This window comes from Arachidicoccus terrestris (assembly GCF_020042345.1).
Taxonomy (GTDB): domain Bacteria; phylum Bacteroidota; class Bacteroidia; order Chitinophagales; family Chitinophagaceae; genus Arachidicoccus; species Arachidicoccus terrestris.
This window is the reverse complement of sequence record NZ_CP083387.1, coordinates 113,254-126,079: the sequence shown is the minus strand read 5'-3', so window position 1 is coordinate 126,079 and position 12,826 is coordinate 113,254. Positions and strand designations below refer to the sequence as shown.

Annotated in this window: 8 protein-coding genes; 4 read left to right on the top strand and 4 right to left on the bottom strand. The window is 46.7% G+C overall.

The features are described 5' to 3' along the window. Positions 1-12 precede the first annotated feature (12 nt). From K9M52_RS00440 to K9M52_RS00430, 3 genes are all read left to right on the top strand, one after another. Positions 13-1,809: a RagB/SusD family nutrient uptake outer membrane protein gene (locus K9M52_RS00440; protein ID WP_224070098.1), complete on the top strand. Its 1,797-nt coding sequence runs from the start codon at positions 13-15 to the stop codon at positions 1,807-1,809. A 407-nt stretch (positions 1,810-2,216) separates the two neighbouring features. Next, on the top strand, positions 2,217-2,657 hold the full coding sequence (locus K9M52_RS00435) for a hypothetical protein (RefSeq protein WP_224070097.1): 441 nt from the start codon (positions 2,217-2,219) through the stop codon (positions 2,655-2,657). A 39-nt stretch (positions 2,658-2,696) separates the two neighbouring features. Next, positions 2,697-3,320 carry a globin family protein gene (locus K9M52_RS00430; protein ID WP_224070096.1) on the top strand — a complete coding sequence of 208 codons (624 nt, stop codon included), beginning with the start codon at positions 2,697-2,699 and terminating at the stop codon, positions 3,318-3,320. Positions 3,321-3,758: 438 nt separating this feature from the next. Here the strand turns inward: K9M52_RS00430 and K9M52_RS00425 are convergent, their stop codons facing one another. The 4 genes from K9M52_RS00425 to K9M52_RS00410 all read right to left on the bottom strand — a co-directional run bounded on the left by K9M52_RS00425 (position 3,759) and on the right by K9M52_RS00410 (position 9,326). Continuing rightward, on the bottom strand, positions 3,759-4,574 hold the full coding sequence (locus K9M52_RS00425) for an anti-sigma factor (RefSeq protein ID WP_224070095.1): 816 nt from the start codon (positions 4,572-4,574) through the stop codon (positions 3,759-3,761). 6 nt (positions 4,575-4,580) lie between these two features. After that, positions 4,581-5,135 (bottom strand): RNA polymerase sigma factor, encoded by a 555-nt coding sequence (locus K9M52_RS00420; protein ID WP_224070094.1) that lies wholly within the window; start codon positions 5,133-5,135, stop codon positions 4,581-4,583. A gap of 121 nt (positions 5,136-5,256) precedes the next feature. Next, positions 5,257-6,039, bottom strand: a complete 783-nt coding sequence (locus K9M52_RS00415; RefSeq protein ID WP_224070093.1) for a response regulator transcription factor — start codon at positions 6,037-6,039, stop codon at positions 5,257-5,259. Positions 6,040-6,056: 17 nt separating this feature from the next. Further along, positions 6,057-9,326 (bottom strand): ligand-binding sensor domain-containing protein, encoded by a 3,270-nt coding sequence (locus K9M52_RS00410; RefSeq protein WP_224070092.1) that lies wholly within the window; start codon positions 9,324-9,326, stop codon positions 6,057-6,059. Between the two features lie 282 nt (positions 9,327-9,608). Here K9M52_RS00410 and K9M52_RS00405 point away from each other — a divergent pair, with 282 nt between their 5' ends. Further along, positions 9,609-12,803 carry a SusC/RagA family TonB-linked outer membrane protein gene (locus K9M52_RS00405; protein ID WP_224070091.1) on the top strand — a complete coding sequence of 1,065 codons (3,195 nt, stop codon included), beginning with the start codon at positions 9,609-9,611 and terminating at the stop codon, positions 12,801-12,803. The last annotated feature ends 23 nt before the right edge of the window (positions 12,804-12,826 follow it).

Below are 12,826 nucleotides of genomic sequence, written 5' to 3'. Positions count from 1 at the left end.
AATAAATTGATTATGAAAACTCAGTATAATATATTAAAAGTGGCGGTAGTAATTTGTCTTATGGCGAGTGCTAATGGATGCGTTAAACTTAAACCGGAACCTTTGTCTTTTTATGCGCCCGAGAATGTTTTTATTGACAAGGCAGGGCTCGAATCTGCACTGGTTACCTGTCGCAAGCAACAAAAATTTGAATGGGTGGGAGACGCCTTCGATGCAGGCACCTGTCGGACCCCCATTGTATACGAGTATGCTTTTTCTGATCTCTCTGTGATCGGCAGCCCTGAGACAAAGGAGATCCATAACCTGGAAACCCAGCTGACGCCAACTTCCAATTACAGTCTTTATATGCGGTACTGGCTTTTGGGATGGGATGGAATCACCTATGCCAACACTGTTATCAGTAATGTACCCAAGGCTACTTTTGATTCTGAAGAAGACAAAAATCAGATTCTGGCAGAAGGGTACTTTCACAGAGCCTATTGGTACTATTTACTGGTCAACGAGTTTGGCGATGTGCCTTTGTCGCTTGAAGAAGTAACTACGCCGAAGCTGGATTTCAAAACCGCCTCCAGAACAAAGATTCTGAAACAAATGAAATCGGATATGGAATTTGCGGTTCAATGGCTGCCACTTACTGTAGAGCCCGGCGCGGTAAGCCGTGCCGCCGGAGAACATATGCTGGCTAAAATTGACCTGGCCCTGGGTGACTTTCAGGGCGCCATTGACGCTGCAACGCGCTGTATCAATAATTATGGCCGCAAACTGATGACGGAGCGTTTTGGCGTCAATGCAGGGAATGCAAAACTGGATGTGTTCAATGACTTGTTTGACCCGGACAATATCAGTTCTCCGGAAAATAAGGAAGGACTATATGTGGTACAGGAACGGTATGGCGTTTTGGGTGACGGCTCAGACAAAGGCTCTTACAGGATGCGTAATTTTGTGCCTTACTGGAGCAATGGGGGTGAAGTTAAAACACCCGACGGAAAACAAGGAACAACTTATGATGCTGCTCCTTATGACGGGTATGCGGAAGTCGATAGCCTGGGCCGTGGTATCGCAAAAATACGCCCCTCTAATTATGGCCAGTATGAGATCTGGGAAAATGCCGGTACCGATATGCGCCACAATTCAAATAACTGGTTCGATAAATCCAGGCTTTATTACAACCGGCCGCCCTCAAAGGGTGGGAGCGCCACCTGGTTCGGCAAACCGCTTCAGCCTAAATATATAGGGGATACGATTCGTTGCTATTTTTCTTTCCCTATCGTGAAAGTACTGATTCACAAGGACGATATTAATAAAGGGAAAGCGCCCACAGGCGGCTTTACGGATTCATATGTATTCAGGCTGGCAGAAACCTATCTGGTTCGTGCCGAAGCGTATTGGTGGCTGAATAATATTTCGAAGGCAACAGAGGACGTCAACACGATCCGTGCCAGAGCTAAAGCACCGCTTTTATCAAGCGTGAATTTAGAGGATATCCTGGATGAAAGAGCCAGAGAATTATATCTGGAGGAGCACCGTAAATCTGAACTGACCAGGATTGCTTTTTTAATGGCGCAGGAAAATAAAAATGGCTATACCACAGCTAATTTCAGTACTAAGAACTGGTACTATGATAGGGTAATGGCTAAAAATAATTTTTATGCGACGCATTATTTTTATTCTACTAATGCTTTTAATATGAAGCCTTACCATGTTTTGTGGCCCATACCGGAGAACTGGATCTTGGCGAATTCTGAAGGGCATATTAATCAGAATGTCGGTTACCCAGGCGCTGAAAATAATGTGCCACCCGAACAGTAGCCTTGAGAGAGGTGTTTCCCGGGTTGTATTTTATAGCAAATGAGTGAAGAATACAAAGAGGCCTATCTATAAAAGCGAGCACCGCGCCCGCTTTTATAGATAGGCCTCTTTGTTATAGCTATTGATGTTGTTATCACAGATCGTCATTTATTGCAGATGTTCACAGATAAGGAAGGGTTTTAGGAAGTTAAATGTCATTATTACCTATTGATTGTCACTTTATTGTTGGGTTTTGATCCCGCTATATTTTTTCCTACGTAAAAAAATATTCAAGAAAAAGGGCCATAGTGAAATCCAACCTTCATCATTATTCGTATCTATTATAGGTGGCTTCCCCAAAAAGAAGCACTTCGGGGCGGATATTTGGTAACGTCAATATAATGATCACCGGTTAAATCTATGGAAATATGCACATGCGGAAGAAAATTAAGTGGACAATTTTGGGCCTTTTATCACTGGGGTTTTTATTGTTTTTGACGCTAGTGGTTCATATAGCTGTAATGGTTTATCACCGGGGGCCATTACCCTTTGAGCATACTCAAATGGCCAGAATCGATTTTCCCGCTACCCTGGACAGCATGCAGATAAGCAGGGTAAAGAAAGAACTTCTGTCGCAAAGCGGTGTAAAGACTGCCTATTTCAGTAAGCAGCATCATAATGTTGTCTACACGTTCGATAACCGGTTAAACAATACTCAAAAAATATATAATGAGGTTTTCGGGCAGCGGTCTGATGGAGCGAAACGGTATACTGTCTCCGCTGATGATCTGAAAAAAGGCTGCCCGGTTATGGATAATAATTCATTCTATGGGAAATTAACGTCTGTTATTTCTAAAACCATCAATTAAAATATATACCTCAATTACAAATCAATAAAAATCAGTAGTATGAAAACCAGATCAAAAATCGGTCTTTTCGTGGTTCCTTTCACTTGCATTCTTCTGCTTTTCGGCGCATGTCACAGCAATGATAAAAACGATATGACCGTTATCCCTTCCACACCACTGTATGATACCTTAGGCTGGTTTATTCAGGGAGCGAAAGGACAGGTTGCCGGTCAGGGCACAAAAATGATCAACGATCCGGATAATGAAGGGCAAAAGATACAGGCCGGCCGCCTGGCCATCAGAACGGTAGTCAATAAAGCGCTCGGTGTCATTGCATCCGACAACCGTCTGGCAGTTTATTTTCCTACATTACTTGCCGAGGTTGGGGATGGTAATACCACTGGGCTGGCCCATCTATTAAACTCATTCACCGATTTTGTCCAGACAGCGGTCAGTAAGCAAAATGTCTATAAAGGGCCGGATATGAAGACGGTTCATAACCATGCAACCTTTGCCAGATTCGGGTCAGATGACCATCCAACAAGCACGAAAGCCGATTTTGATATCTTTGTGGGAGATGTTGCTCAGGCTGCTCAATCCTTGGATGTTCCTGCAAGCGTTATCGGCCAGCTAGGCGCGTTGTTATATACTACGGAAGGCGATATCGCCTCTGATGCCGATTAGCCGCTAAAATAACCGGCAAAAAATTAGAACTCTTTTGCAATCATGTAACATAGGTGTTGAAGTCAGGGCGTTATTTCATGTATTGAAGCGACGCCCTGCATTTGTGAAAATGCAGCCTGTAAGCAATGCTATCTGCCTTTATAAGTATCCTTATCATAACAAAAAAAAGCTGCATCAGCCGAGGGGAATTGCTGGATGATGAATTTGTAGCCGCGTACAAGCAAATTAAGCCTTGCCTTTTGCTTTATTTTAAAAACAGAATCGGCTATTCGCCTCATCAGGCTCCACTGATTTGAACTGATAAAAAAAATTTAAGAGACTTGAACAACCATAGCACTTAGGTGGGAAAGGCCTTATGATTCAAATCCTGTTCAACACAGACTTGGTGTACCGGTCTGAGCTTTTTCAGATAATGCCTCATCAGGCTATAGAGGTTTACTATAAAACGGGACCCATGACATACATCTGCTCCATGGTAGGTGTCGGGCTACCCCCTTCTTTTTCTAAAGTTATGGCAAAAGCCTGGACTTTTCCTGCCTTTGTATTTTTCATTTGAATGGGAAGGTGCTCCTCGTCTTTTGGTGTGTAAAGGCCCAGATCAACGGGCTTTCCATCAATAATGGCCCATAGCTGATAAGCCTTACCCGCCGGGATATCGGGAAGCTCAGAATTGCTTAGGAAAACTGTTCTGTTATCTGGACTCCAGTAAACGGTTGCTTTGATGCCAGGATGTTGCTTAACGCCGTTCATGGTAATAGGCTGAAGATCCGGGTCAGACAGCAAGGCTATTTGTCTTTCCGACTGGATAAGGCGTTGACGTGTCTGCAGACTATCGGTTACCAGTCGCTGCCGTTGCTCAGACAGATGTTGAATCCTCACGTCTTTTCTGTTGTTTTTGGATCCCAAATATATGTTCAGACCAATACTGCACAGTAATAGAACCATACCCGCTATCGCCAGCTTCCGCCAAAGACTTACATTATGCTCCGGTCTCGGGGCAATAAGTTGATGGGCTTCCACTTCTTCTTTCTGCGCCCTGATGCGATCCATTATAGCAGACTTTAGTTCACCGGGAGGCACGGCTGCATGGAGTTGACCGTAGCGCTCCAGTGTATGCTCAAGAGAACGGACATAGTCAGCCACCTCAGGATGAAGTTTCATCATGTGCATGACCCCACTGCGCTCATTTTCAGAGAGCAGACCGAGAACAAAGTTCTCCAGGACACCAGATGATATGTAATCTTTTAAATCCAAAATTCGCTATACTATATTTAATAATTTTCTTAACTGAATCAATGCACTCCGCACCTTGGTTTTTACTGTTCCGATGGGCATGCCCATTTCTTTCGCGATTTCATGCTGCGTAAACCCGTGGAAGTATGCAAGATCTATTATTTTCTTATGTGTTTCATCTAATTCCACCAATACTTTGTCTATGCCGAGATGATCCATATTGGGCACGACTGTTCCGCCTTCTTCGCTGTTGGCGATCTTTTCCTCATCCAGAGGGAAGGTCCGCTGCCCTTTCTGATATTGTTTGGATCTTAATTTATCAATGGCCGTATTACGAGCGATCTGTGTAAGCCATGTGTACAGGCCGCCCTTTTGTCCGTCATACAGATCTATTTTCTGAAATGCTTTTATAAAAACGTCCTGCAATATATCCTTCGCCAATTCCTGCTCAGAGGTGATCTGAAGTATGAAACCATAAAGCGCTGCACTGTAGTGATCATACAAATAACTGTAGGCAGATTCCTCTCTCTTTTTTAAAGAGACGACCAGATCTGTTTCATTATTTATTGGGTGATAACTCAATGCGGCATATAGATTTGATGCAAAATAATCTTTTATTGCAAACGAGCAATAAATATTGATAATTATTGCTTAATAACGGCTGAAGTTATTATCTATAGTCTGTACTGCCGCTATTTTCTTGTTATTCTGATTGTCCTTGTATCAAAAACTTACTGGGGCTCATTCCAAACTGCTTCTGAAAACAACGCCCAAAATGGGTGGCAGAGTTAAAGCCCACCATAACAGATATCTCTGTAATACTGTATTTCTGCTCCGCCAGGTATTCTGCAGATTTTTTTAGACGGGTGACAGTAATCAGTTCGCCGGGTGTCATATCGGCAATAGATTTGATCTTTCTGTATAAAGTTGGTTTGCTGATGAAAAGCTTGGTGGATAGCAGGTCAACATCCAGATCCGGATCATCCAGGTGTTGTACGATTACCTGGTGCAGTTTATTTAAAAACTGTTCATCTGCGGAGCTATGTGCCATGCTGTGAATGGTGGAAAGGGGGAAACTGGAAAAGTAGGAGCGAAGCCGGTGTCTATTACTCAGCAGGTTAGCAATCTGGACCTGCAGATGCTCGGGAGAGAATGGCTTTTCAATGTAGGCGTCTGCGCCTTGCTCCAGGCCCTCTATTTTTGCCGGAACACCATTTTTTGCAGTTAATAGAATGACCGGGATATGGCTGAGTTCAATATTTGATTTGATCATACAACAAAATTCCAGCCCATCTGTTTCCGGCATCAATATGTCGCTGATCACAAGTGTAATCATTTCCTGCTCAAAATAAGGGAGCGCCTTTTTAACAGAAGTAGCCGTGAGAATCGTATACTGCTCTTCCAGGTCATCTTGTAAAAATTCCAGTATTTCCGTATTGTCGTCTACAATCAGGATTGTGTGTTTATGTGTCGCCGTTGCCTGCATGTTTTCTTTCTCCTTTGTTACACGTGTTGTACAGGTAAAGTTAAGATGAATTTATTGAAACCGGCAGTTGACCGGTGCAGTGTTAGCGTGCCTCCGTGCAGATTCGCCAGTGTTCTGCAAAGTGAGAGCCCGAGTCCCGCTCCGGAACTGCTTTTAGCTGTATCCAGTCGGACAAAAGGTTCAAAAATTCTTTGCTGATCTGCCTGGTCGATAAGCGGCCCGTCATTAAGTGTATAAAAGACCAGCCGGCGGCCATCGACGTCATCTGTTTGCAGTCCGGCTTCTAATACGGATGCTGCATATTTCGTACCGTTGTCCAGCAAATTGGTCAAGATTTTAGTGATGGCGTCTTTATCGGCCCACGTAACAGCCGGTTTATCCGGCAGATGCATTTTGAATCTGATTCCTCTTTCCCTGGCCAGTGCGGTAAAATCCTGACTGATTTCCTGAAGCAGGCCGCGCATGTCCACCGCTTCTTTATGCAACGGGTAGCCGGCAACCTCCGCTTTTCTGAAATCCAGCAATTGCTCGCTCAAAGCAATCAGCCGGGTGGCGTTGCGTTGAATCATCCGGATATATTTTTGTATTCCCGGATACTGATCGATGTGTTTGGTAATCTTTTCCAGCGGCGCTTTTATGAGGGTCAGCGGTGTTTTAATCTCATGGGTTACATGGGTAAAGAAGTCAATTTTCGCTTCGTAGAGTTCTTTCTCCTTGACATAGGCCATGTGTTCTACCAGCCTTTTGTTTTTTTCCCGGACGCGGTCGTGATAACTCCTGAATAAAAACAGGGCAATGCCCAGACCGGTCAGCACATACAGTGCGATTGCCAGATTACTTTCCCAGAAGGTCGGCAGTATGCGGAGGTATAGAATAGTTTCTTTAGGATTCCATTTTCCGCTGACATTGGTCGATTTAACCTTAAAAGTATAGGTGCCAGGAGAAAGGTTGGTAAAGTACACCTTCCTGTTACTGCTTAGATAGGTCCAGTTTTTATCCAAACCTTCGAGTTTGTACTGGTACTGGATCATTTCCGGTGCCGTATAAGAAAGTGCCGCGAATTCAATGGTGATGGAAGATTTGCGGTGAGGGATTTCGATGTAATGAGGGCTCATATCCCTGTTGCTGTCTTCTGAGAGTTTACTATTGAGCAGGTCATTCCAGGTCGCTATCTCCTTTCCCTCTGCCTGTATGGATGTGATATAAAGCGGTGCCGTAAATGTGGACCGCGAAAAACTGGCCGGATCAAAACTGATCAGACCTTTTACACAGCCAAAATATAATCTGCCCTTTAGGTCCTTAAACCCCGAATTATAATTAAACTGGTCACTGAGCAAGCCGTTGGCAGTGGTAAAGATTTCCTTTTTACCGGTTGCGGTATTGAAGTGGACCAGTCCTCTGGAGGTGGTCAGCCAGAGATAGCCCTGATTGTCTTCAAGGATTTTATAAACCGTGTTGCTGGGCAGCCCGTCCTGGGTGGTATAGCAGGTGAAAACCTGTGGATTGTTTTTATGCTGTAGACAAAGTCCGCCACCTTCCGTACCTACCCAGAGTCTGCCCCTGCTGTCTTCAAAAGTAGTCGTAATCCAGTTATTGCTGACAGAACTGCCACGATCCCTGGCATGCGTAAATTTTTGAACCGCCCCGGTACCAGGGTCATAACTATAAAGGCCGCTGCCCATGGTGCCGATCCAGATCCTGCCTTTACTGTCCACCATAAGCGTGTGTATAAAGGCGGCAGCCAGCTCGGGAACAATCGACTCAAAATAATTTCCGGCGGAGTTTTTATCCGGGTAGAACCGGTATAAGCCAAGGCGGGTACCCAGATAAACCGCTCCGTCCAGACTGCGGCAAATGGTTACGATAAAATTACTTTTAAGCACCGTTTCGCGGCCGGCCTGTCTTGCCTGATCCGGAAAGTGACCGGTTACTTTTCCCGTTGTAAGGTTCAGTACATCCAGACCGTGTTCGAAAGTGCCGATCAGTAGTGTGTCCCCATAACTCAACAGGCCATGAATATTCGGATAGCTAATGTCGGAAGGGTTTCCGGTTGCCTTAAAATGCCGGATTTTGCCCGTGGTCGGGTTCAGTCGGTTCAGCCCTCCGTCTTCGGTGCCGATCCACAGATCACCGCTACTGTCCTGGCAGATTTCCCGGACCACATTGCCTGAGAGGGCATTCTCATCTCCCTGTCCGCTGTAGTATTTTTCAAAATTACTGTATGGATGCGGGTAGTAATTAAGCCCTCCCGAATAGGTGCCGGCCCAGATGCCGCCTTCCCGGTCTACGGTGAGCGTATATACGGCGTTGTCACTTAGAGAATAAGCGTCCCCTGTTTTTTGGGTGAGGTTCTTATAAGTGCCTGTTGGGAGATGATAGATGTAGATGCCGGATTCAGTGCCGATCCAAATGACGGAATCTCCCACTTCTTTGAAATCACGGGCAAAGATGCCGTTTTTCTCGCTGTTATAGGTAATCAATGAGCGGACAGATCCATTTTTCGGATCGAAAAGCTTTGCGCCGTAATTGGACGTGCCGATCAGAATACGGCCGTCTTTCATGGCGCAAATGCGCTCAATCCATTTTGGATTCAGCTGGCCGGCACCGGCAAATATATCGTAGCTTTCAAGTCGCTGATAATCTCCCTCGGCATTTTGAACCAGGCGATTTATACTGCCGGATGCCGTGGCTACCCAGACACTTCCGTCCGGTGTTTTACAGAGGGCGGTGGCTTCCAGATGGGTCAGGGAAGGTATGGACACAACGCTGCCGCTGCCAAGATCCTGGCAGATAAGTTTTTTGTGGGCAATTACCCATAAATGCCCAGTATTATCTTTTACCATGCCATCCACCTCACCGCCGGTCTTTAATATAAAATCAAACTGCTCTTTTAATGGATCAAAACGGAATACCCCGATACGGGTACCGACCAGCAGGATATCACGCAGGCCGGAAGTGTCCAGAAAAAGGCTTCTGATATAACTGTCCTTTAGCTGATGTGGCTGGTCTCCGTGGCTGTATTCTTTAAAATTGTATCCGCTGAAACAGTCCAGTCCGTCTTTGGTGCCCAGCCATAAAAAGCCGTGCCGGTCCAGTACTGAACAAAAGACGGTGTTATTGGAGAGGCCGTCTTCTACCTGATAGTGCCGGAAATAGGTTGACTGTCCAGAAACTTTCTGAGAAAAATAGAATAATACCACTGGCAGCAGTACCGTCTGCATCCAGTGTCGGGGCGCAGTGGCTGCTGTCGGTATTTTCCAGCTCTGCTTGTATTGGTTTTCTTTCATTTTGTAGACGTCAGATATCCTTAACGAAAATAAGTCTTTAACAAATTGTGGTGTGAAAAATTAATAAAATGATAAAATATGTTGAATTTATGAGAGAAAACGTCGTATCGTCTTCTGTTTTATGTTACAAATTTGTCAATGAAATTTGCCAAGAAGGCTCCCCAGTACCGTTCCCGCAAACAGGTCAGTACTAAAATACTGAAAAATTTATTTTTTAAGGTTCAGATTGCCGGACAGTTGAGGCGCTAATCATGGAGCATTCAGAAAAATAAATCCTTACCAATGAATTACTATTACCATTCCAATGACGGTCATTCAGAAGGCCGGACACTTCGGCCGGCAGGGCTCAAATGCCAGCCAGGACTGCTAGCGTTTAAAAGCCTGCTTGCCATGCTTTTATCACTGTTTGCGGGCGTGTTGTTTTCAAATGGGGTACTGGCCCAGTCGGCTGCCGAAGTGTCGGGTATTGTTCAGGACCAGGCCGGCACGCCACTGGGGGGCGTTTCCGTTGAGGTCAAGACGGACGGCAGTGATCTGTCAGGCACCCGGGGCAGTCTGACTGACAACAACGGGAAATTTACGGTCAATGTCGCCGCCGGGGATTCCATTATTTTTTCCTATGTGGGATTTCAGCGTTATGCGATTCGGTATCAAAATGAAAAGGACTTACATATATCGCTGGTACCCACAGCTTCCAGGCAGGATTCCGTTGTTGTAATTGGGTATCAGACGGTCCTCAAAAAAGATCTGACCGGTGCGACCGGTGTGGTCGACATGGACAACTCCACGAAAGTGTCTGCGGGAACGGTAGCGGAAGGCATTCAGGGACTGGTTCCAGGCGTAACGGTCCGCAACGGCGGTGCACCCGGACAGAACAGTGTCATTGAAATCCGTGGTGTGGGCAGTTTCCAGAATGCCAGTCCGTTATATGTCATCGACGGGATGCTCTCCGATGCAAATGTTACCATCAATCCGGATGATATCGCCAGTATACAGGTACTGAAAGACGCTTCGGCGGCGGCGATCTATGGCTCCAGAGCCGGTAACGGCGTGGTGATTATCACGACCAAAAGAGGCCGGGCGGGGGCACCAGTCGTATCCCTGTCTGGTAAATATGGGTTGCAGCAGCTGCCCAAAACCTGGGACGTTATGGATGCCACCGGTTTTCTGGCAACAGCCAAACAGCAGTATACCAATTCAGGGGTCGCCATGCCCAAAGATATTCAGGAGCAGCTTAAAAACAATACAATTAATGTAGACTGGCAGGACGCTGTTTACAGGACCAGTGCCTATCAGGATTATACCCTGGGAGTATCGGGCGGGTCTAATACGGCAAACTATTATATCGCGGGATCTTATTACGGTAATGAAGGAACGGTCGTGGGTAATAAATTCACTCGGGCCAGCCTGCGTATCAATACAGAAGTCCGCAAGGGCCGTGTAACATTCGGGGAACACCTGATGCTGACCGATAATAATAACCATCATCCGGGCGGCGGTGTCAATGTATTTTATAATTCGGCACAGATGCTGCCGATTATTATGACCCAGAGTGAGTCTTATAAGGACCCGATCCAGTATCCGTCCAATCCCGCCGGCTGGGGGCTGGGATCGGCTAATAATCCCACCTATGCCAATAACTATCTGGCTGCCGCCGCGCTGGACAGAATCAGCAACGAGTACGGTAAACTCGTCGGCAACGGCTATCTGCAGATTAAACTGGCAGACTGGCTGACCTATAAATTCAATGCCGGGCTGGAAGTCAGTTACGATTATACGGGTGAAATCCGCGATACCGGAGTCTGGCGCTATACCAATCAGCCTGCGCAGACTTTTGCCGCGGAGACCAGAAGCAGGTTCACCAATCTGTTGCTGGAACATACCATCAACTTTGATCATCATTTCGGGAAACATTATATCAACGGCGTGGTCGGTTTCTCCAGAACCCAGCAGGACAGAAGCTATACCGGTGCTTCCAGAACGTTATTGCAAAACCTGAACGGCAACCTGTATTCCACGATCAGCTCGGCCATCGGTACACCGTCCGCATCAGGAGGCGTGAGTAATAAATGGCGTTCCCACGGCTGGCTGGGACGGGTTAATTACAATTATGCTGACAGGTATCTGCTGACACTGACCGGCAGAATTGACCAGGATTCCCGTTTCGGCCCGGATTACCGGACCGGTTATTTCCCTTCAGCCGCGGCTGCCTGGAGAGTCAGTAAAGAAGACTTCTTTACAAGTGAGCTGATCAACGACCTGAAAATCCGCGCCTCCTACGGCCAGTTGGGCTTCAGTGATGCGCTGGCCGCCTGGCAGTATGTAGGTTATGTGAGCAGCACCACCCGCGCCGTTTACGGCACGGATGAAACGCCGCACCTGGGCCAGTATCAGGCCATCGTGACCAATCCGGACCTACACTGGGAAAAGCGCAATCAACTTGACATTGGCGCCGATATTACCTTACTGGATAACCGTCTGGATGTTTCCCTGGACTGGTACCGGTCTACCTCCGATGACGTATTGCTAGTGGTGCCCTTACCACAATACCTGGGAAGCAGTGGCAGTCCTTTTGTGAATACCGGCTCCATCCGCAATACGGGAATAGAGTTTTCTGCCACCTACCGTGACCATAGCCACGCGCTGAAATGGGACTTGGCTGGTAATTTCACGACGATTAAAAACAAAGTTCTGTCCGTCGGAAACCAGGGGCTGGATGAGAACGGTAATAAAGTGGATTATCTGCAGCCCGCCAACTTTGTCCGCTCACAGGTAGGCCATCCCATGGCGTCGTGGTATGTGATCCAGACCGACGGCATTTTCCAGTCTGCCGAAGAAGTCAATAATTATAAAAGCAGCGATGGAAAAATTATTCAGCCCAATGCGAAGCCTGGAGATATCCGTTACATAGACCTGAACGATGACGGGCAGATCAATGATAACGACCGCAGCTTCCATGGTTCTCCATGGCCGACCTTACAGGCAGGCCTGCAGTTCAATGCAAGTTACCGGGGCTTTACACTGAATATGCAGTGGATCGGAATCTTCGGCAATCAGATCTATGATGATGTGCGCCGCCCGCTGGACAGCTACCAGCTGGTGAATTTCCGCTCCGATATTAACCCCTGGACACCTGACAACACCAATACGGATGACCCCAGACTGGCCATTGATAACGGCAGCGACCCTTCGGTCTCCGCCAATAATATGGCACAGACCGATCGATGGCTGGAAAGCGGCTCGTATGCCCGTTTACGCAACCTGGAAATCGGGTACAGCTTTGCCACGGACTGGCTGGGCAAAATGAAAATCCGCAACGCCCGTGTTTTTGTCAGCGGACAGAACCTGTTTACCATCACCAAATACAGAGGGCTGGATCCGGATGTTGCCAACGGCAATTTAAGCATGCGCGGAATGGATTCCGGCTTCTGGCCTTCCAGCAGGATCTATTCCCTGGGCATCCATATGGAATTTTAATGCGTTTTATCCTCCAAAAAATC

Excerpts from the sequence above, each read along its gene's own strand:
- K9M52_RS00440 (WP_224070098.1), top strand. The coding sequence starts at position 13 with ATGAAAACTCAGTATAATATATTAAAAGTGGCGGTAGTAATTTGTCTT.
- K9M52_RS00435 (WP_224070097.1), top strand. The coding sequence starts at position 2,217 with ATGCACATGCGGAAGAAAATTAAGTGGACAATTTTGGGCCTTTTATCA.
- K9M52_RS00430 (WP_224070096.1), top strand. The coding sequence starts at position 2,697 with ATGAAAACCAGATCAAAAATCGGTCTTTTCGTGGTTCCTTTCACTTGC.
- K9M52_RS00415 (WP_224070093.1), bottom strand. The coding sequence starts at position 6,039 with ATGCAGGCAACGGCGACACATAAACACACAATCCTGATTGTAGACGAC.
- K9M52_RS00410 (WP_224070092.1), bottom strand. The coding sequence starts at position 9,326 with ATGAAAGAAAACCAATACAAGCAGAGCTGGAAAATACCGACAGCAGCC.
- K9M52_RS00405 (WP_224070091.1), top strand. The coding sequence starts at position 9,609 with ATGAATTACTATTACCATTCCAATGACGGTCATTCAGAAGGCCGGACA.